Genomic DNA, 20,082 nt, shown 5'->3' on the forward strand with positions numbered 1-20,082 from the left:
CCAGGCGCTGAAGATGATGACCCCGGACGCGGCCTATGCCGCTACATTAACCGTATGACCTGAGCAGAAACCGGTGGGTCATTACAAGTAAGACAAGAAGTGCCCGGCAATCATACCTAGACTCCTGCAGCTCGGAAACGACAGGCGAGGTAAACGCATCAACGATAAATTTGGAACCATGCGTTTGGGTTTTTAAAGTATTTGTTGATGATTGGTACGGATTTTGGCGGCATAGGCCGCCAAACCTTGTCACCTGCTGATCAGGATAGGTGGTCATTCAATTTAGAGCGAAGGCTGCTTGGCGTAAGGCGATTCCCCGTCCGCTGACATTGCTGCGGTTACGGCGCCGTGTGGGATATGGTCACCAAGGTGTCTTTGGCCTTCTGGGGCTCTTCGCTGATAGGCAGCGTTTTAGGCCGGGATTTCAACTCGGGTATCAGCAGCCAAGCCCTGCAGCAAGGGGGTATGGGCCTGATCCTGACCACATTGATCTTGACCGCACCTCCCATGGCTGCGATGTTCTTCCAAGGAAGGCTTGGAGCGTTTACGCCGTATGCAGCGATGGGGGTGTCGACTCCCCATAGTTCAGCTCCAGCTAAAATTAGAGGTGTGCGGTGGCTGATTAATGCATAGCGATCTCTTAGCAATAACGATGAATACGTATGCACGTGTGCGCCCGATGCGCGTTGCGCCGCTAGGCTAACGCCCTTGGCTGGCGGCCGCGTTGGCCGCCCGCAGTGGCCCGGGAGGGGCGTGCATGTTGCAGACACCATGGTGGCGCGGGGCCGTCATCTATCAGATCTATCCGCGGAGTTTCCTGGATTCCAATGGCGATGGGGTGGGCGATCTGCCGGGCATCATCGCCAAGCTCGACTACATTGCCGGGTTGGGTGTGGACGCGATCTGGATCTCGCCGTTCTTCAAGTCGCCGATGGCCGATTTCGGCTACGACATCGCGGACTATCGGGCGGTGGATCCGCTGTTCGGCACGCTGGAGGATTTCGATCGCCTGCTCGGCAAGGCGCATGCGCTCGGGTTGAAGGTGATGATCGACCAAGTACTGAGCCATACCTCGATCGAACATGCGTGGTTCCAGGAAAGCCGGCAGGATAGGACCAACGCGAAGGCGGATTGGTACGTCTGGGCCGACCCGCGCGAGGACGGCACGCCGCCCAATAATTGGCTATCGCTCTTTGGTGGTGTGGCGTGGCAGTGGGAGCCGCGGCGCGAGCAGTACTACCTGCATAACTTTCTGGTGGATCAGCCGGATCTCAATTTCCACAACGCCGATGTGCAGCAGGCGACCCTGGACAATGTGCGGTTCTGGCTGGATCGCGGGGTGGATGGCTTCCGTCTGGATGCGATCAACTTCTGCTTCCACGATGCGCAGCTGCGCGACAATCCGGCCAAGCCGGCGGACAAGCGGGTGGGGCGCGGTTTCAGTGCGGACAATCCGTATGCGTATCAGTACCACTACTTCAACAATACGCAGCCGGAGAATCTTCAGTTCCTGGAGCGCCTGCGCGCGTTGCTCGATCGCTACCCGAATGCGGTGAGCCTGGGCGAGATTTCTTCGGAAGATTCGTTGGCCACCACCGCCGAGTACACCGCCAAGGGCCGCCTGCACATGGGCTACAGCTTCGAGCTGTTGGTGCAGGACTACAGCGCGGCGTACATCCGCGAAACGGTCAGCCGGCTCGAGGCGACCATGCTGGAAGGCTGGCCGTGCTGGGCGATTTCCAATCACGACGTGGTGCGTGCGGTGACGCGTTGGGGCGGCGACGATGCGTCGCCTGCATTTGCGCGGATGGTGGTGGCCTTGCTGTGTTCGCTGCGTGGTTCGGTCTGCCTGTACCAGGGCGAGGAGCTTGGGCTGGGCGAGGCGGATGTGGCGTTCGAGGATCTGCAGGATCCATATGGCATCACGTTCTGGCCAACCTTCAAGGGGCGCGATGGTTGCCGCACGCCGATGCCGTGGACCGATGCGCCGTCGGCGGGTTTCACCAGTGGCAAGCCGTGGCTGCCGTTGGCCGAGCCGCATCGTCTGGCGGCGGTCAGTGTTCAGCAGGGCGATGCACAGTCGGTGCTGAGCGCAGTGCGTGCGTTTCTTGCCTGGCGCAAGCGCATGCCGGCCCTGTGCGAAGGAACGATCACGTTTTACGACACTGCCGAGCCGGTGCTGATGTTCCGGCGTGAGCATGCAGGTCAGGTGATGCTGTTGGCCTTCAATCTGTCGTTGGATGCTGCCGAGCTTGCGCTGCCTGAAGGTGCATGGGGACAGATCGATGTGCCGGGGGTGGAGCAGGGCGTGATCGAGGATGGACGCGTGAGCTTGCCTGGGCACGCGGTGGTGTGCGCCACGGGCGAGGGCCGATAGCACCGTTTCACAAGCGGTATGCTGTGATTGAGTGAGACAGGCGAGGCATTCCAGTGGGGTGCCTTGTTTTTTATATGCGGTGTCATGCTACCAATCAGTGCTTGCGTTAGGCGCTGTGCCTGGCAAGCGACTCAAAATGCGTCATACGGGTGGTGCTGTTGCAGGAAACGGCAATGCCTCTGCGTCGGCCTGATCAAGCTGCGGCAGTCGGTTGCCTGATGAAGCCGAGTGCGATCGCGACATGGTCAGTCGACGCACTGGCTCGTGTGTCACGGCGTGTGCTGCGGGTGGAAACCGCGAGACGTCAGGTGCGCATGTGGTGCCCAGCACCCGATTGCCTTGGTTTGAAAGCGGCTGACAGAACGTAGCGAGCAGTCGTCAGGCGGATGTGGATGCCGCGGCCGAAATCGGAGCGCGTGAGCGGCATGCCCATTTCGGGCTCCGGCAGCGGCGGCGTGGCTGGCGCGCGGTCGTGTCCCTGGCTGCTCTTGTGGTGATCGTGCTTACTCGCGTGGCGATGGTGTTCATTCCAAAGAAAAGCCGCCGGTCTTCAGTCGGCGGCTTTTCAATGGGCGACATCTTGAGGTTCTGGAGCAGCGCCTGTATTGCATTGCGCGGATTGGGCGATGCCCTTGCTGGAAGATCTGGAGAATTACGAAAGCTGGAGCTGACGGTGTCTCCTTGACCCCCGTACCCTCACCCCAACCCCTCTCCCGGGGGGAGAGGGGCTATAGGGCCGCTGTTTTTTGCTGCAGAAAATCAGAACTTGTAGTTCACACCCAGCACGAAGGTGCGGCCCCATTCGATGTATTCGAGCGGGCGGTCCTTGGACTCTGCGTAGGTGCGATACGGTGAGTTGCTGAGGTTGCTGGCCTGCAGCAGCAGGGTCAGGCCGGACAGGCTGCTGGCCTCGCTGAAGTTGTAGCTGATCTGCGCGTCGGTGATGTTCTCGCCGACCACGTAGCGCAAGGTGCGGTTGCCGTTGAAGTTGCCGATCTCGCCGATGAAGTCCGAGCGGCGACGTTGGCTCACGCGTGCCTCGAAGCCCTTGTGCTCGTAGTAGGCGGTGAGGTTGTAGACGCGTTCGGACAGGCCGGGCAGGCTGATTTCGCCATCGCCCACGCTGGAGGCGCTTTCCGGGTCGCGGATCTTGACGTCGCTGTCGTTGAAGGTGGCGCTGGCCTGGATGCCGAAGCCTTGCAACGGGGCGAACAGCAGGTCCAGCGGTAACGAGGCGGTGAGTTCGAGGCCGCGCAGCGTGCCGCCCTTGCCGTTGAACGGTGCGCTGAAGGTGCCGGTGGTCAGCACCGGTGCGGAGCCCGGCGGCGGCACATAGCCGGCAACCAACGCCGAGAAATCGTAGTTGTCGCGGCTCTGGGTGTAGATATAGCTCTTGAGATCCTTGTAGAAGAACGCCGCGGCCACGTAGGCGCGGTCGGCAAAGTACTTCTCATAGGAAATGTCCAGGGCGTTGGCACGCCATGGGTCGAGCATGGGGTTGCCGCCACTGGCGCCGGGGCGGCCGGTGGAGGTGTCCACGCCGAACTCCAGCGAGGCGCGCAGTTGGTCCACACGCGGGCGCGCCACCTGCTTGGCCATCGCAAACCGTAGCGTCTGTTCGTACGGGAGCTGGAAGGCCAGGTTCAGGCTGGGCAACCAGTCGCGGTATTTCTTGCCATCGTCGATGGGGCGCACTTCGCTGCCGGCAGGCTGCGAGGCATCCCAGTAATTGGCCTGCGAGGACTGATCGGCGCTCTGCAGCTGCACGCCGATGTTGCCGCGCACGCCCACTTCGCCCCAGTCGGTATTGATGTTGGCGCGCAGCCAGGCAGTGGTGATCTTTTCTTCGACCGTCCAGGCCTTGGAGACCAGGAACGAGGCGTCGTCGCTGGGGTTGAACAGCATGTAGCGCGATACGGTGGCCGGCACATTCCAGGCCGGCAGGGAGCCGAGACCGGCAAAGCCGAGATTGACCGGGGCATATTGCAGGTCCGCCGCCACCGTGGATTCGCCTTGCGCGCCCAGCGTGATGTTGCCTTCCGGCTGGGTCTTCTGCTTTTCGCGATTGGCGTAGTTGACGCCCACGTCCAGATCGGAAAACCAGCTCAACGCTTCGGGCATGGGAAAGCTGGCCTGCAGGCGCGCGCCTTTCAGCACGTCCTTCACGCTCGGCACCTTGCCGTAGCCGGAGCCGTAGATGGTGTTGGTGAGGAACAGCTCGTCCGGATTGGAATAATTCATGCCCGGCGTAATCTGCGAGAAGCCATTGCCGACGACCGACACGCCCACCGTGTCCAGCTGCGGCATGGGAGCGCGCTGGAGATTGTTCTCCAGGTTCAGTTCGTCGCGTGTGGCCCTGGAGTAGTTGAGGTCGGCGACGATCTTGACGGCGCCGGCCGAGATTTCGTTGTTCCAGCCGAAGGCGTCGATCTTGTCTTCGCGCTTGTTGTACATGCCGCGCACCAGCGGATAGACGCCACTGGCGGTGCCGCCGATGAAGCTACCGTTGTCGTTGACCCGCACATCGGTGATGTTCAGGCCCGGCGTGTAGCCACCGTTGTAGTTGCTCAGGTTGAGCTCGAACTGGTTGGCGGTATCGATCTGCTCGGCTTCGGTATGGAAGGCATCGAGCGTGCTGGTCCAGGCGTTGGACGGGCGGTACTGCAGCGTGGCCATGACGCCGTCGCGCTTCTGGTTGCCGGTGCGGCGCAAGGCCTTGATGCCGTCGGAGAAGTACACGCCATCGGCAACGCCGGGGCGTTGGCGCTGTGCGTTGACCGGCTGCCAGGGTTCGTACAGGCCCACCTGGTTTTCCTGGATCGGCATGTCGGTATGCGCGTAGCCGATGGTCAGGCCGATGGTGCGGTCGGCGAACTGATCGATGTAGCTGACGTTGAAGCGGTTGCCGTAGGGGTCCACGTTTGCCGCTTTGCCCAGCGAATTGCGCTGGTAGCGGCCGCCGATGGCGATGACGCGCTCGTTGTAGCTGAGCGGGCGCGCGGTCTGCATGTCCACCGTGCCTGAGAGGCCCTGTCCGACCAGGCCGGCATCGGGCGTCTTGTAGACGGTGACGCCGCTGACCAGTTCGGATGGATATTGGTCGAATTCCACGCTGCGGTTGTCGCCGGTGCTGACCACTTCGCGGCCGTTGAGCAGGGTGGTGGAAAAGTCCGGCGACAGGCCGCGCACGCTGATCACCTGCGCGCGGCCAGCCACGCGCTGGGCAGCCAGGCCGGGCAGACGCGCCAGCGATTCGGCGATGCTCACGTCCGGCAGGCGGCCGATGTCTTCGGCGGAAATGGCTTCCACGATCGAGGTGGAATCACGCTTGACCGAAATGGCGCCTTCGATCGCGCGGCGCAGGCCGGTGACCTGGACCTTGTCCAACTCGGTGACCTCGCCGGCGGCCGGCTCTGATGCGGTCTGTGCGGTAGTGGTGGTTTGCGCAGGCGTTGCCGATTGCGCGGCTGCCAACGTCGGTGCCATGGCGACGGCCAGGGCGATACTCAGCGCGGAGCGCTTGTGCTTCAACATTTTCCCCTCCCAGGTACATGTTGTTCTTTGAATTTTGATCCGGCAGATGCCTGGAGATGCTGCGTCGTGCGTCATGCAAGGCGTCGCGACTGCAACGTATGGTAGACATCGCGCCTGCGTGCAAACGGCCGCTGCATACGTATTCAACCGCCACGATGGCGATGAAATCGATTCCATGTGTGGCTTTCGGTCATGCCATGTCGCCTGCCAGGGTTGCCAGGCGGCTGCAATGCATCATCCGCAGCGGCACGCAGCCGCGACCGCGTGCAATCGTTGGCGACGACCCTGCGTGCGGGTCGTCGCAACGGCCTCGCTCAACGCGCGCCGTCCATCGGCACGAAGCGGATCGCCTGCCCGCCGCCCGGAGCCAGCCGCAATTCCAGGCTGTCGCTGCTGCTGACCTGGCGCTCTTCGCGCACGAAGGCGAACGGGTTGCTCACATAGTCGGCGCCATCGCCGTCGCGATAGATCTGCGCGATATAGCGCACGCCCGGTTCGAGAAAGCCCAGCGGCACCTGCAGCAGGCGGCCGTGTTCGTCGGTGATGCTGCCCAGGAACCAGTCGCGGCTATGGCGGTCCTTGCGCGCGATGGTGACGTAGTCGCCCACCTCGCCATTCAATGCGCGGGTCTGGTCCCAATCCACCGCCACGTCCTCGATGAAGCGGAACGCATCGCGGTGCTGCAGATAATGCTCGGGCAGGTCGGCGGCCATCTGGATCGGGCTGTACAACGTCACATACAGCGCCAGCTGACGGGCGAGCGTGCTGGGAATCGCCTGGCCGTTGCGGCCTTTCAGGCTCACGATGCCCGGCGTGTAATCCATCGGACCGGCCAGCAGTCGCGTGAACACCAGGTTGACCTCGTGCTCGGGAGGATTGGGGGGCTGGCCCCAGGCGTTGTATTCCATACCGCGCGCGCCTTCGCGCGAGATCCAGTTGGGATAGGTGCGGCGCAGGCCGGTATCCTTGATCGGCTCATGTGCGTTGACGGCGATATGCCGCTGTGCTGCCTCGCGCACCACGCGCAGGTGGTGGCGTGCCATCCACTGGCCGTCGTGCCACTCGCGTAGCGGCGCGCCGCCGGCCGGATTGCGTCGCTCCACCTGGCCGTCGTCGCAGACATAGCCGGTCTTGACCGAATCCACGCCGAAACGTGCGTACAGGTCCATTGCCTCGGCGATCTGGTCTTCGTAATGGTCCACTGCGCACCCCGTCTCATGATGGCCGATCAGATGCACGCCCTTGCCGGCGGCGTACTTGCTCAATGCGGGCAGATCGAAATCCGGTGTGGGTTTGGTGAAGTCGAAGCTGCCGCCATTGCCGAACCATTCGCCGTCCCAGCCCGGATTCCAGCCTTCCACCAGCACGCCGCGAAAGCCGTGCGCAGCGGCAAAATCGATGTAGCGCCGGGTCGTGGCCGTGGTTGCCGCGTGCTTGGGACCGGTGGCCCAGGTCTGCTGGTCGAGATGCATCGACCACCACACCCCGACATACTTGGACGGCTTGACCCAGTCCACATTGCCCAGCGCATTGGGCTCGTTGAGGTTGAGGATCAGATTCGATTCCACCAGGCTGGTGGCCTGATTGGCGATCTGCAGCGTGCGCCACGGCGTATCGAAGGGCAGGGTGCGACGTACCTTCCAGCCTTCGGCCGCCGGCGACAACTGCGCGCGCAGGCGCTGGTCGTCGCTGCGGCGCAGCCACATGCCGGCGTAGTCCACCAGCGCCGCTTCGTGCAGCGCGATATGCAGGCCGCTGTCGGTGCGCAAGGTGAGCGGGGTGTGCGCCAGGGTGAGTTGATTCAGTGGCGTGCGGTTGTAGAGATACTCGTAATGGATCGGTTCGCCCGCCGGAATCCACCAGGCATCGGCACGCTGGGCGATGGCGAACTCGGTGAGTTCGTCGTCGATGATCGCTTCGCGCAGGCCGGCTTGTTCGGGAAAGTGATAGCGCAGGCCCAGCCCGTCGTCGTAGACGCGGAAGACCACCTCGAAGCTGCGCTGCGCACCGTCACGCTCGCCCAGGCGAACACGCAATTCGTTGTAGTGGTTGCGGACCAGGCGGGTTTCGCCCCAGGGCTGCTCCCAGGTGTCGTCATGACGTTGGCGTGCCTGCGACAGCACCACCAGTCCGCGGTCCAGGCGCCCGTCGCGCAGATTGAAGCCCAGGCGTGAACGCTGCAGCACCGGCTGGCCCAGGCGTTGCACGCGGTAATACGGGGTGCCGCCATCCAGCTCCAGGCTCACCTGCAGGATCTTGCCGGGCGAGGTGACATCGATCGTGGTGACTTCGGCATGCAGCATTGGCGCCACGCTCGCGATGCAGGCCAGCAACAGCAGGCGCGCGATCCAGCGCGCGCCCAGCGTCGAGCGTGCTCGACATGAAGACAGCGGCATATCCCCTCCCAAGGTGGCCGTTGCGTAAGCGACGACTATGCAGCGCGGCGCCGGCACCGGGTCATGTTGCGTATCGGCGTCGGCCATGAATACGTATGCAGGCGTGCGGAACGGCAAGGCGCGCGTCTACCATGGCGCCACGGCACCTGGGAGGGTCCGCGACCGTGGCGCAGTTGTGCCACGCACCACCACGCGTGCAACGAGGGAGGAAGGCCGACGGCGCAAGCCGTTTCGCCGCGTCGATGCTGAAGACGATCTGCATGGCTGCAACGCTGGGCGTTGCGGCAAGCTCGCCGGCATTGGCCGATGAGCTGGAATTTCAGGGGCGCCGCGCACAGGCGCAGGTGCTGGACGATGGCGGTTTCGTGCTGCGATGGCCGCAGGGCGAGCGCCGCATTGCGGCGCAGCCGATGCGCACGCACACCGCCAGCCCGATGTTCGACGCCTTGTTCGCGCTGGCGCAGCAGGAGATGGCCGACGACCGCGTCGATGCGATCCGCGATCCGGCCTTCAATGCCGGCAAGCCGGTGCCGTGCCAGTGCTTCGAAACCGGCGAGCGCTGGCCCTACGTATGGACGCGCGATGTCAGTTTCGCGGCCGATCTGGCGCTGGCGCGGCTGGAGCCGCAGCGCACACGCAATTCCCTGCGTTTCAAGCTCTCCACCGCGCGCGATGGCCGTACGCCGGGCCTGTTCGTGGCGCAGGACACCGGCTCCGGTGGCAGCTGGCCGATCAGCAGCGACCGGGTGGTGTGGTTCCTGGCCGCGCGCGGTCTGCTGGACGACCAACCGTTTGCCGACGAGGTGTGGCAGGCGCTGCAGGCCACGCTCGCGCAGGATCGCGATGCGGTGTTCGATGCGCAGATCGGCCTCTACCGCGGCGAAACATCGTTTCTGGACTGGCGCGAGCAGACCTATCCGGACTGGACGCGCGAGGACGTGCGCTTCATCGCCGAGTCCTTTGCGCTGTCGACCAATGTGTTGCATTACCAGGCGCTGCGCCTGGCCGAACGGATGGCGCGCCAGCGCGGCGATGTGCGTGCCGCGCAGTACGCGCAATGGGCCGATGCGCTGCGGCAGGCGATCGATGCCCGCTTCTGGGATGCGTCCAGCCAGCAGTATGTGAGCTACCTGGGCAATGCCGCGCATCCGGTGCGCTATGCCAAGGTCGATCTGCTCGGCTTGTCGCTGGGCGTGCTGGCCGACGTGTTCCCGGCCGAGCGCGCACGCCTGGCGCTGCGCAACTACCCGGTGGTGGCCGGTGGCAGCCCGGTGGTGTGGCCACAGGAAGCCGCTTCACCGATCTACCACAACCGCGCCATCTGGCCGTTCGTTAGCGCCTATGCCTTGCGCGCATCGCGTGCGCTGGAGGATGCACCGCGCATCGCGCTGGAGTTGCAGTCGTTGATGCACGGCAGCGCGCTGGCCGGCTCCAACATGGAGAACTACGAAATGCAGCGCCTGGCGGTGCATGTGGAAGAGGGCGCGCGCAGTGGCCCGGTAGTCAATTCTCCGCGCCAGTTGTGGTCGGTTGCCGGCTATCTGGCTGCAGTGCTGGAAGGCGTGTTCGGCCTGTCTGCCGATGGTAGCGTCACGCCGAAGTTGCCGCGCAGCCTGGTGCCGCTGTTGTTCGGTGCACGCCAACAGATCGTGCTGGAGCAGGGCACGCGTCGGTATGTGCTGCAGCGTCCGGCCGACGACCAGGGCGAGTTGCTGGTGGCCGGGCGTGTCGAGCGGCAGGGCCAGACCACGCAGGTGCAGCTGGTGGGGCGCAAGGCCGACCTGGCCGCGCCACCGCAACCGGCGCAGGTGTTTGCGCCGGCAACGCCGGCGCCGCCCAAGGTGCAGGCGCATGCCAATCGGTATCGGGTTGCGATTCCGGCCGGCACCACGCTGTATATGGACGGCCGGGCCCTGGACGCCACCGAGTATTACGCGTTGCCCGACGATGGGCTGCAGCATGTGGTCAGCCTCACCCGCCGCGTGGATGGCCTTGAGTCGCTGCACAGTGCGTCGCTGACGCTTGGCCCATCGCAGACCTTGCCCGGCAGCCAGACCTGGGCATGGCACGCCGCGTCCACGGGGCGGCATCGCGTGTCGCTGCGCTATCGCAACGCCAATGGCCCGATCAATACCGGCGTCACTGCCGCGGTGAAGCGGCTGGTGCTGGAGTGCCCAGGCAGGCCGCCGCAATCGCAGGTGATCGTGATGCCGCATAGCGTGGGCGAGCAGTTGTCCACACAGGTGAGCTTCGATGCCGTGGCAGGGCAGGCCTGCGTTTTCCGTTTGGAAGACGGCTTCAACATGAGCGCCCTGGCGCATTTTGCCCAGTACACGGGTGACCGTGGCGGTCGGGACGGTGTGATCAATGCGGCGCAGGTGAGTGCGTTGATGATCGGGCCGGCAGCCGAGACGGAGGCCGCGCCATGACCGCGAAGCCACGCCTGAGTTTCTGGCAGATCTGGAACATGTGCTTCGGCTTTCTCGGCATCCAGTTCGGGTTTGCGCTGCAGAACGCCAATGCCAGCCGCATCTTCCAGACCCTTGGCGCGCAGGTCGACGACGTGCCGGGGCTATGGATCGCCGCACCGCTGACCGGGCTGATCGTGCAGCCCATCATCGGCTATCTGTCCGACCGCACCTGGACCTCCTGGGGCCGTCGGCGCCCGTATTTCATGGTCGGTGCGGTGTTCACCACGCTTGCGTTGCTGGCGATGCCCAACGCACCGCTGCTGTGGATCGCTGCCGGCACGCTATGGGTGCTGGATGCCTCGATCAATATCTCGATGGAGCCGTTCCGCGCCCTGGTCGGCGACCAGCTGCCACCGGCGCAGCGGCCCACCGGCTATGCGATGCAGAGCTTTTTCATCGGCATCGGCGCGATCGTCGCCAGCTTCCTGCCCTGGTTGCTGGCCCAGTGGGGCGTGGGCAATACCGCACCGCCGGGGCAGCTGCCCGACAGCGTGCGCTACGCGTTCTACCTGGGTGCGGCAGTGCTGTTCCTGTCGATCGGCTGGACGGTGCTGCGCACCCGCGAGTACAGCCCAGGCCAGCTGGCCGGATTCGACGATGCGCATCCGCCTGCCGCGGCAGCGCCCATCGCCGGCGTGCTGCCATCGACCGCCGCCAGCGCGATGTGGTGCGGTGCCGGGGTACTGCTTGCCGTCGCCATCGCCTGGCACCAGGGCGACCGCATGCTGTACGTGCTGGCCGGCCTGTGCATCGCCTACGGCGCACTGCTGGCGCTGGCGCGGGTGCTGCCGGCGGGCAGCATGCTGGTGGCGATCGTGCAGGACGTGCGCAGCATGCCGGGCACGATGCGGCGGCTGGCCTGGGTGCAGTTCTTTTCCTGGTTCGCCCTGTTCGCGATGTGGATCTACACCACCGCCGCGGTAACGCAGGTGCATTTCGGCGCAACCGATACCGCATCGGCGGCCTACAACGATGGCGCCAACTGGGTGGGCGTGCTGTTCGGTGCCTACAACGGCTTCGCCGCGCTAGCCGCGCTGGTCATCCCGTTGCTGGTGCGCGCGATCGGGCTGCGCTGGAGCCATCTGTGCAACCTGTGGCTGGGCGCTGCCGGGCTGCTGTCGATGCTGGCGATCCGCGACCCGCACTGGTTGCTGCTGTCGATGCTGGGCGTGGGCTTTGCCTGGGCCTCGATCCTGTCGCTGCCGTACGCCTTGCTGTCCGACAGTGTGCCTGCCGCCAAGATGGGCGTGTACATGGGCATCTTCAATTTTTTCATCGTGATTCCGCAGCTGGTCGCTGCCAGTGCGCTGGGCTTTGTGCTCCGCGCGTGGCTGGGCGGCCAACCGATCTATGCGCTGGCCATTGGTGGCCTCAGCCTGCTGATTGCGGGCGTGTGCGTGGTGCGGGTTCCAGTCGCCTCGGGAGGGCAGTGATGCGTAGTGCGATGTGTGTGGCGTTGACGATGTACGCAGGCGTGGCGTTCGCGGCGCCTGCGGCCAAGGAGTATTACGGCACCCTGGAGCCATTCGCCGCCGATGCGGTGTACTTCGTGGTCACCGACCGTTTCGTCAATGGCGATACCGGCAACGACCAGCGCGCGCAGGGCGGTGCGCAGCGCAGCTTCGATGTGCCCACGCCCTGCGCCGATGGTAGCGACGACAACATCGGCTACCTGGGGGGCGACTTCAAGGGTATCGTCGATCATGCCGACTACATTCGCGACCTGGGATTTGGCGCGGTGTGGATCACGCCCATCGTGGACAACCCCGATCAGGCGTTCACCGGCGGCAAGCCGATCACCTGCGGCAGCACGCTCAGTGATCACGGCAAGACCGGCTACCACGGCTACTGGGGCGTCAACTTCTACAAGTTGGACGAACACCTGCCCAGCCCGGGCCTGGATTTCGCCGGTTTTACCCGCGCCATGCACGCCAACCACCTGAAAGTGGTGCTGGATATCGTGGGCAACCATGGTTCGCCGGCCTACACCATGCCAGAAGCGCAACCCGGCTTCGGCAAGCTCTACGATGCGCAGGGGCGCCTGGTCGCCGACCACCAGAATCTGCCGCCCGCGCAGCTGGATCCGCAGCACAACCCATTGCATGCCTTGTACAACACCGGCGGCGGGCTGGCGGAACTGTCCGATCTCAACGAGAACAATCCGGCCGTGCTCGACTATCTGGCCGGTGCGTATCTGCAATGGATGAAGCAGGGCGCCGATGCCTTCCGCATCGACACCATCGGCTGGATGCCGGATCGCTTCTGGCATGCCTTCGTGGCGCGCATCCGCGAAAAACGCGCGGGATTCTTCATGTTCGGCGAAGCCTTCGATTACGACGCCGACAAGATCGCCGGACATACCTGGGCGCGCAACGCCGGTGTCAGCGTGCTGGATTTTCCGTTGAAGCAGCAGCTGTCAGCAGTCTTCGGTCGTGAACAGGCGGGCTTCGAAAAGCTCGCCAAGCCATTGTTCCTGCGCCAGGGGCCGTACGCGAACCCTTACGAGCTGATGAGCTTCTACGACAATCACGACATGGCGCGGCTGGATGCCAGCGACACCGGCTTCATCGACGCGCACAACTGGCTGTTCACCGCGCGCGGCATTCCGGTGATCTATTACGGCTCGGAAACCGGCTTCATGCGCGGGCGCGCCGAGCACGCCGGCAATCGCAATTATTTCGGCGTGGAGCGTATCCGTACGGCGGCGCAAAGCCCGATCTTTGCGCCGCTGCAGCGCATCGCACGTCTGCGCCGCGAAACCCCGGCCTTGCAGCGCGGCGTGCAGGTCGATATCAGCCTGCGCGGTCAGCAGGCCGCATTTTTGCGCGTGTATCAGCATGCCGGCACGAGTCAGACCGCCCTGGTGCTGCTCAACAAGAGCGATGCGGCAGCCAGCATCGAGGTCAAGCGTCTGCTGCAATCCGGTACCTGGCGCGATGCGGTCAGCGGCGAGCAACTGCAAGCGCAGGGGCGGCTGGTCGCGCAGGTCCCGGCGCATGGCGTGCGGGTGCTGCTGTCGGATGCGCCGGTCACCGATCCCGCATTGCGCAAGCAACTCGATGCGCAGATGGCCGAACAAGCCGCCCGCGACGCCCGTAATCGGTAGGAGCGGACCTGGCCGCGACGAGGCGTTACCGATACCGGTGAAGCCCGTCGCGGCCGGGTCCGCTCCTACAGCGCAATCAGGAGGCCGCGACCGATTGCAGCGCACCATGCATGCTGTCCCGAATCCCGAATCCCGAATCAGCGCCTTGCAGCTCCATCCGCCGCCAGGTCAACCGCTGCCTCGCCGGTCTCCGCGCCGGATCGGTTCCAGCCCAGCGGCGGCTGCAGGCCATGGCTGCGCGAGGAATCGCGCACTGCCAGTTTCACCGGAATCGTGCGGCTCTGCGCCGCTTCGCCGCGGATCAGCGCCACCAGGCTTTCCACCAGCAGCGTGCCGGCCTGCTTGGTGTCCTGCTGCACCGTGGACAAGGCCGGCGCCACCGAGGCGGCCAGTGCGATGTCGTCGAAGCCGCTGACTGCCACGTCCTGTGGCACGCGCAGGCCGCGCTCGCGCAGGGCGCGCATCGCGCCGATGGCGATCAGGTCGCTGGCTGCGCACACCGCATCGAATGCCTTGCCGCTGTCCAGCAGCGCCAGGCATGCAGCGTGACCGGACGACTCGGTGGTGATCGCATCGAACTGCAGCGCCGCGTCGGCAACCAGATCCTGTTGCGCCAGTGCAGCGACGTGGCCGCGGTAACGTTCCTCGAATTCGGGGTAGTGATTGGAGGCATGGCCCAGGAAGGCGATGCGTCGGCAGCCCTGCGCCAACAGGTGCTCGGTGATGTCCAGCCCGCCCTGGTAGTTGTCGCTGCCGATGGAGATGCCCGGCTGGCCCGGCAGCGCCGCGCCCCAGCGCACGAAATGCGTGCCTTGTTCCACCAGCAGCTGCAGCCGCTGGCGCGATTCCTGGTAATCGCCGTAGCCCAGCAGGATGATGCCGTCGGCCTTGTTGCTGTCTTCGTAGTCGGCCTGCCAGTCCTTGGACAGCTGCTGGAAGGACACCAGCAGGTCGTAGCCCTGCAGCGCGCAGGCGCGGGTGATCGAGCCCAGCATCGAATGGAAGAACGGGTTGATCAGCGAATCGTCGGCGGTGGGGTCTTCGAAGAACAGCAGCGCCAGCGTGCCGGCATTGCGCAGCCGCAACGAGGAAGCGTTCTTGTCGACCTTGTAGTTCAGCTCGCGGGCGATGCGCAGGATGCGCTTGCGGGTTTCCTCGTTGACCATCGGGCTGCCGCGCAGTGCACGCGAGACGGTCGGTTGCGACACCCCGGCCAGGTAGGCGATATCCAGCGAGGTGGCTTTACCCTTGATGGTCATGGTCGGCAGCGGCAGGACGATGGCCGGCATCATGCCATGCGCCCGCCGGCCCCGTGCCGGCCTGCCCGGCGGCCGCCTGATTGGTTTACCATTCACGCCCGAGACCCCTTGCGAGAAGGTGGCCCGCGCCCCGCGCCGGCCGAGCGTGCGACATGAGCACTACCACCGCCCACCGCTGATCCCGACCGGCGCCCGTGTCCGTGGCGCCCGCGACGCGGTCTTCCGCATGACCTTTCCCGCTTCTCCCTCAGCCTGTCCGCAGTGGACAGGCCTCCCATGGCAGCTTCCGGCTGCAGCCAGACCAGATCTCATCCTTGCCCATGATCAACATCACGCTCCCCGACGGCAGCCGCCGCGAATTCGAATCCCCCGTCTCGGTGATGCAGGTCGCCCAGTCGATCGGCGCCGGCCTGGCCAAGGCCACCATCGCCGGCCAGGTCGACGGCCAGCTGGTCGACGCCAGCGACGTCATCGACCATGACGCCAGCCTGCGCATCATCACCGCCAAGGATGCCGAAGGCGTGGAGATCATCCGCCACTCCTGCGCCCACCTGGTCGGCCATGCGGTCAAGCAGCTGTATCCCGAGGTCAAGATGGTGATCGGCCCGGTGATCGCCGAAGGCTTCTATTACGACATCTACAGCGAGCGCCCGTTCACGCCCGAAGACATGGCCGCGATCGAGCAGCGCATGCAGGAGCTGATCGCGCAGGACTACGACGTGATCAAGAAGGTCACCCCGCGCGCGGAGGTGATCGAGGTATTCGCCCAGCGCGGGGAGGAGTACAAGCTGCGCCTGATCGAGGACATGTCCGAGGACATCACCGCGATGGGCCTGTACTACCACCAGGAATACGTGGACATGTGCCGCGGCCCGCATGTGCCCAATACGCGCTTCCTCAAGGCGTTCAAGCTGACCCGCATTTCCGGCGCCTACTGGCGCGGCGATGCCAAGAACGAGCAGCTGCAGCGCATCTACGGCACCGCCTGGGCCGACAAGAAGCAGCTGGATGCCTACATCTTGCGCATGGAAGAGGCCGACAAGCGCGACCACCGCCGCATCGGCAAGGCGCAGGACCTGTTCCACCTGCAGGAAGAAGCGCCGGGCCTGGTGTTCTGGCACCCCAAGGGCTGGTCGCTGTGGCAGGTGGTCGAGCAGTACATGCGCAAGGTCTATCGCGACAGCGGCTACGGCGAGGTGCGCTGCCCGCAGATCCTGGACGTGTCGCTGTGGCAGAAATCCGGCCATTGGGACAACTACCAGGACGCGATGTTCTTCACCGAATCGGAGAAGCGCACCTACGCGGTCAAGCCGATGAACTGCCCGGGCCACGTGCAGGTGTTCAACCAGGGCCTGCACAGCTACCGCGACCTGCCGATCCGCTACGGCGAATTCGGCGCCTGCCACCGCAACGAGCCCTCCGGCGCGCTGCACGGCATCCTGCGCGTGCGCGGCTTCACCCAGGACGACGGGCACGTGTTCTGCCTGGAATCGCAGATCGAATCCGAGGTCACCGCCTTCCACCAGCAGGCGCTGGCGGTCTACACCGCGTTCGGTTTCGACGACATCCAGATCAAGATCGCGCTGCGTCCGGAAAAGCGCCTGGGCGACGATGCCACCTGGGACAAGGCCGAGGCCGCGCTGCGCAGCGCGCTGGGCGTGTGCGGGGTGGAGTGGCAGGAGCTGCCGGGCGAGGGCGCCTTCTATGGTCCCAAGATCGAGTACCACCTCAAGGACGCCATCGGCCGGACCTGGCAGCTGGGCACCATGCAGGTCGACTTCATGATGCCGGGCCGCCTGGGCGCCGAGTACGTGGACGAGAACAGCCAGAAGAAGCATCCGGTGATGCTGCACCGGGCCATCGTCGGCTCGATGGAGCGTTTCATCGGCATCCTGATCGAGCACCACGCCGGCGCCTTCCCGTCCTGGCTGGCCCCGGTCCAGGTCGTTGTCGCCAACATCACCGACGCTCAGGCCGAATATGTCGACTCGGTTCGGAAAACCCTTGCAAATCAAGGCTTCCGTGTCAGCGCCGATTTGCGTAACGAGAAGATCGGTTATAAGATTCGCGAGCATACGCTGCAACGCGTGCCGTATCTGCTCGTCGTCGGCGACCGCGAGAAGGAAAATGGCGCGGTTGCCGTGCGGACGCGATCGGGAGAGGACCTCGGGACCATGTCGGTTTCGGCCTTCATCGAACGTCTGCAGGCAGAGCAGGCAGCGTGAGCCAACCCCGGCCGGTCTGGATGATCCGGATGCGCCGGTTCGATTCCCCTGGGAGATTGCAATATCAGTACCCCTGACAACAAACAGAACCGCAAGAACCAAGAAATCCGTGTGCCGCGCGTCCGCGTGATCGGCAGCCACGGAGAGATGGTCGGCGTGTTGTCGCGCGACGAAGCGCTCGCCAAGGCCGAGGAAGAAGGCCTGGATCTGGTCGAAATCCAGCCGCAGGCCGATCCGCCGGTCTGCAAGATCATGGACTTCGGCAAGTTCAAGTTCGAGCAGCAGAAGAAGGCCAACGAGGCCAAGAAGAAGACCAAGCAGGTCGAGATCAAGGAACTCAAGTTCCGCCCGGTCACCGACGAGGGCGACTACCAGATCAAGCTGCGCAACATGCGCCGCTTTCTGGAAGAAGGCGACAAGGTCAAGGTCAACATCCGTTTCCGTGGCCGTGAAATGAGCCACCAGGAGCTGGGTCGCGAGATGGCGGCCCGGATCGAGGCCGATCTGGGCGACGAGATCGTCATCGAGTCCCGTCCGCGCCTGGAAGGGCGTCAGATGGTGATGATGATCGCGCCCAAGAAGAAGGTCTGATCCTGCGCCGTGGCGGCCCCGGTTGGGGCCGGTCACGGCGGCAATCGCACCGATTTGCAAGAATTCCCGGCAACGGGTAGACTGCGCGGCCCGGTTTTGCCGGGGCGCCGCGCAAGCGGCACCAGGACCTGTCCGGATCGTGTTCGATCAAGGACTTACAAGCAGGCAAGGGCAAGGATGGAAAGCGTGGTCGCAAGACTGCCGCCCGTGTCAGTGACAAAAAACCATCAAGGACATCGCAATGCCCAAGATCAAGACCAACCGGGCGGCGGCCAAGCGTTTCCGCAAGACCGCCTCCGGCAAGTACAAGTGCGGCCACGCAAACCGTAGCCACATCCTCACGAAGAAAGCGACCAAGCGCAAGCGCAACCTGCGGCAGACGAACCACGTCCGTGCCGAGGACGCTGGCCGTCTCGATCGTATGCTTCCCTATCTCTGAGGACTGACCCATGGCACGAGTAAAGCGTGGCGTACAGGCGCGTCGCCGCCACAAGAAAATCCTGACCCTGGCGAAGGGTTACTACAACGCTCGCCGCAAGGTCTTCCGCGTTGCCAAGCAGGCCGTCATCAAGGCGCAGCAGTACGCCTACATTGGCCGCAAGCAGAAGAAGCGTAACTTCCGTTCGCTGTGGATCACCCGCATCAATGCGGCTGCCCGCATCAATGGCCTGAGCTACAGCCGTTTCATGAACGGCCTGCTCAAGGCTGGTATCACCCTGGACCGCAAGGTGCTGGCTGATATCGCCGTGCATGACGCCGCCGGCTTTGCCGCGCTGGCCGAGAAGGCAAAGGGCGCGCTGGCGGCATAGGTGCGAGTCCCTCGCAAGAGCCCGCACGCTGTACGTGCGAGTCCCTCGCAGGAGCCCGCACATCCATGTGCGGACTGCTAAAGAAGCGGGTCATCGGCAGTAGTCACACCTCGGTGCGGATGCTTTCGATGCGTGAAACGCAGAGATGCAGGGGGAAGGGCGCGAGTCCTTCCCCTTTTGCGTTTTTGCGAAGCCACCAAGTGGGTGATGGCAGGTTGGTCCAGTGACAATGCGTTCCGGTGCATCCGGAAACACCGTTCGGCTAGCAGTTGAGGCGCGAGTGCAATGAGTGAGATTCAATCCCTGACCGAGCGCGCGCTGGCCGATGTCGCCGCCGCGCAGACGCCGGAGCAACTGGAGGCGTTACGGGTCGCCTTGCTGGGCAAGAGCGGCAGCGTCACTGCCCAGCTCAAGCAGCTCGGCACGCTGCCGGCCGACCAGCGCAAGGCTGCTGGCGAGGCGATCAACCAGACCCGCGACGCGCTGACCGCCGCACTGGCGCAGCGCAAGAACACCCTGGAAACCGCTGCATTGGACGCCCGCCTGGCCGGCGAGCGCATCGATGTGACATTGCCCGGCCGGCGCGGCGAGCGTGGCGGCCTGCATCCGGTCACGCGCACGCTCGAGCGTATCGTCGAGATCTTCGCGAGGCTGGGTTACGAGTTGTCCGATGGTCCGGAAATCGAGGACGACTGGCACAACTTCGAAGCGCTGAACTTTCCGCCGCATCATCCGGCACGCGCGATGCACGACACCTTCTACTTCGGCGACGGTCGCCTGTTGCGGACCCACACCTCCGGCGTACAGGTGCGTTACATGGACGCGCACAAGCCGCCGCTGCGCATGATCGCCGCCGGCAAGGTGTATCGCTCCGACTCGGACCAGACCCACTCGCCGATGTTCCATCAGGTCGAAGGCCTGCTGGTGGACGAGCATTCCACCTTCGCCGATCTCAAGGGCACCTTGTCCGAGTTCGTGCGCGCGTTCTTCGAGCGCGACTTCGAAATGCGCTTCCGTCCCAGCTACTTCCCGTTCGTAGAGCCGGGTGCGGAAGTGGACATCGCCTGGCAGCAGCCCGATGGCAGCACGCGTTGGCTGGAAGTGCTGGGTTGCGGCATGGTGCACCCCAACGTGCTGCGCAGCGTCGGCATCGATCCGGAGCGCTACACCGGCTTCGCCTTCGGCCTGGGCGTGGAGCGTTTTGCGATGCTGCGCTACGGCGTCAACGACCTGCGCGCCTTCTTCGAAAACGACGTGCGTTTTCTCAGGCAGTTTGCCTGACGGCAGGGGATGGTGATTCGGGATTGGGGATTG

Annotated in this window: 13 protein-coding genes and 1 other RNA gene; 10 read left to right on the forward strand and 4 right to left on the reverse strand. The window is 64.5% G+C overall.

Features of this window, described 5'->3' with window-relative positions; all coding sequences use genetic code 11:
* Nucleotides 1-757: 757 nt before the first annotated feature.
* Complete coding sequence (locus tag XcodCFBP4690_RS17340; protein ID WP_104542868.1) at nucleotides 758-2,377, forward strand: alpha-glucosidase; 1,620 nt, start codon at nucleotides 758-760, stop codon at nucleotides 2,375-2,377.
* Between the two features lie 352 nt (nucleotides 2,378-2,729).
* Here XcodCFBP4690_RS17340 and XcodCFBP4690_RS17350 read toward each other — a convergent pair.
* A non-coding RNA gene (locus tag XcodCFBP4690_RS17350) (sX9 sRNA) lies at nucleotides 2,730-2,804 on the reverse strand.
* Nucleotides 2,805-2,849: 45 nt separating this feature from the next.
* Here XcodCFBP4690_RS17350 and XcodCFBP4690_RS22525 point away from each other — a divergent pair.
* Nucleotides 2,850-3,062, forward strand: coding sequence for a hypothetical protein (locus XcodCFBP4690_RS22525; RefSeq protein ID WP_146091944.1), 213 nt, complete (start codon nucleotides 2,850-2,852; stop codon nucleotides 3,060-3,062).
* Between the two features lie 74 nt (nucleotides 3,063-3,136).
* Here the strand turns inward: XcodCFBP4690_RS22525 and XcodCFBP4690_RS17355 are convergent, their stop codons facing one another.
* Together XcodCFBP4690_RS17355 and XcodCFBP4690_RS17360 are read right to left on the reverse strand one after the other, a co-directional pair.
* Nucleotides 3,137-5,911, reverse strand: a complete 2,775-nt coding sequence (locus XcodCFBP4690_RS17355) for a TonB-dependent receptor (RefSeq protein ID WP_104542870.1) — start codon at nucleotides 5,909-5,911, stop codon at nucleotides 3,137-3,139.
* Nucleotides 5,912-6,225: 314 nt separating this feature from the next.
* Entirely contained in the window at nucleotides 6,226-8,307 is a 2,082-nt protein-coding gene (locus XcodCFBP4690_RS17360) for a glycoside hydrolase family 97 protein (RefSeq protein WP_104542872.1), read from the reverse strand.
* A gap of 242 nt (nucleotides 8,308-8,549) precedes the next feature.
* Between XcodCFBP4690_RS17360 and XcodCFBP4690_RS17365 the strand changes: the two genes are divergently transcribed.
* The 3 genes from XcodCFBP4690_RS17365 to XcodCFBP4690_RS17375 are packed head-to-tail and all read left to right on the forward strand — an operon-like array spanning nucleotide 8,550 to nucleotide 13,884.
* Complete coding sequence (locus XcodCFBP4690_RS17365; protein WP_104542874.1) at nucleotides 8,550-10,736, forward strand: glucosidase family protein; 2,187 nt, start codon at nucleotides 8,550-8,552, stop codon at nucleotides 10,734-10,736.
* Nucleotides 10,733-12,211, forward strand: a complete 1,479-nt coding sequence (locus XcodCFBP4690_RS17370) for an MFS transporter (protein WP_104542876.1) — start codon at nucleotides 10,733-10,735, stop codon at nucleotides 12,209-12,211. Before XcodCFBP4690_RS17365 ends, XcodCFBP4690_RS17370 begins: the two co-directional genes overlap by 4 nt.
* Nucleotides 12,211-13,884 (forward strand): alpha-amylase family glycosyl hydrolase, encoded by a 1,674-nt coding sequence (locus XcodCFBP4690_RS17375; RefSeq protein WP_167394688.1) that lies wholly within the window; start codon nucleotides 12,211-12,213, stop codon nucleotides 13,882-13,884. The genes XcodCFBP4690_RS17370 and XcodCFBP4690_RS17375 overlap by 1 nt, the downstream gene beginning before the upstream one ends.
* 137 nt (nucleotides 13,885-14,021) lie before the next feature.
* Here the strand turns inward: XcodCFBP4690_RS17375 and XcodCFBP4690_RS17380 are convergent, their stop codons facing one another.
* Entirely contained in the window at nucleotides 14,022-15,143 is a 1,122-nt protein-coding gene (locus XcodCFBP4690_RS17380) for a LacI family DNA-binding transcriptional regulator (RefSeq protein WP_167394691.1), read from the reverse strand.
* Between the two features lie 320 nt (nucleotides 15,144-15,463).
* Here XcodCFBP4690_RS17380 and thrS point away from each other — a divergent pair, with 320 nt between their 5' ends.
* The 5 genes from thrS (at nucleotide 15,464) to pheS (ending at nucleotide 20,049) form a co-directional block, all read left to right on the forward strand.
* Nucleotides 15,464-17,368, forward strand: a complete 1,905-nt coding sequence (gene thrS / locus XcodCFBP4690_RS17385) for a threonine--tRNA ligase (RefSeq protein ID WP_104542878.1) — start codon at nucleotides 15,464-15,466, stop codon at nucleotides 17,366-17,368.
* Between the two features lie 48 nt (nucleotides 17,369-17,416).
* On the forward strand, nucleotides 17,417-17,959 hold the full coding sequence (gene infC, locus XcodCFBP4690_RS17390; protein ID WP_104542880.1) for a translation initiation factor IF-3: 543 nt from the start codon (nucleotides 17,417-17,419) through the stop codon (nucleotides 17,957-17,959).
* Nucleotides 17,960-18,200: 241 nt separating this feature from the next.
* The gene (rpmI, locus tag XcodCFBP4690_RS17395) at nucleotides 18,201-18,398 is read left to right on the forward strand and encodes a 50S ribosomal protein L35 (RefSeq protein WP_002811096.1); all 198 of its coding nucleotides are present in this window, start codon (nucleotides 18,201-18,203) and stop codon (nucleotides 18,396-18,398) included.
* 10 nt (nucleotides 18,399-18,408) lie between these two features.
* Nucleotides 18,409-18,768, forward strand: a complete 360-nt coding sequence (gene rplT, locus XcodCFBP4690_RS17400; protein WP_003484828.1) for a 50S ribosomal protein L20 — start codon at nucleotides 18,409-18,411, stop codon at nucleotides 18,766-18,768.
* A gap of 285 nt (nucleotides 18,769-19,053) precedes the next feature.
* Complete coding sequence (pheS, locus tag XcodCFBP4690_RS17405) at nucleotides 19,054-20,049, forward strand: phenylalanine--tRNA ligase subunit alpha (RefSeq protein WP_104542882.1); 996 nt, start codon at nucleotides 19,054-19,056, stop codon at nucleotides 20,047-20,049.
* The last annotated feature ends 33 nt before the right edge of the window (nucleotides 20,050-20,082 follow it).

Origin of the sequence: Xanthomonas codiaei (genome assembly GCF_002939785.1) — a bacterium.
Lineage (GTDB): Bacteria > Pseudomonadota > Gammaproteobacteria > Xanthomonadales > Xanthomonadaceae > Xanthomonas > Xanthomonas codiaei.

Coding starts and splice junctions, on each gene's coding strand:
- XcodCFBP4690_RS17340 (WP_104542868.1), top strand. CDS start 758: ATGTTGCAGACACCATGGTGGCGCGGGGCCGTCATCTATCAGATCTAT.
- XcodCFBP4690_RS17355 (WP_104542870.1), bottom strand. CDS start 5,911: ATGTTGAAGCACAAGCGCTCCGCGCTGAGTATCGCCCTGGCCGTCGCC.
- XcodCFBP4690_RS17360 (WP_104542872.1), bottom strand. CDS start 8,307: ATGCCGCTGTCTTCATGTCGAGCACGCTCGACGCTGGGCGCGCGCTGG.
- XcodCFBP4690_RS17365 (WP_104542874.1), top strand. CDS start 8,550: ATGCTGAAGACGATCTGCATGGCTGCAACGCTGGGCGTTGCGGCAAGC.
- XcodCFBP4690_RS17370 (WP_104542876.1), top strand. CDS start 10,733: ATGACCGCGAAGCCACGCCTGAGTTTCTGGCAGATCTGGAACATGTGC.
- XcodCFBP4690_RS17375 (WP_167394688.1), top strand. CDS start 12,211: ATGCGTAGTGCGATGTGTGTGGCGTTGACGATGTACGCAGGCGTGGCG.
- XcodCFBP4690_RS17380 (WP_167394691.1), bottom strand. CDS start 15,143: ATGACCATCAAGGGTAAAGCCACCTCGCTGGATATCGCCTACCTGGCC.
- thrS (WP_104542878.1), top strand. CDS start 15,464: ATGATCAACATCACGCTCCCCGACGGCAGCCGCCGCGAATTCGAATCC.
- rpmI (WP_002811096.1), top strand. CDS start 18,201: ATGCCCAAGATCAAGACCAACCGGGCGGCGGCCAAGCGTTTCCGCAAG.
- rplT (WP_003484828.1), top strand. CDS start 18,409: ATGGCACGAGTAAAGCGTGGCGTACAGGCGCGTCGCCGCCACAAGAAA.
- pheS (WP_104542882.1), top strand. CDS start 19,054: ATGAGTGAGATTCAATCCCTGACCGAGCGCGCGCTGGCCGATGTCGCC.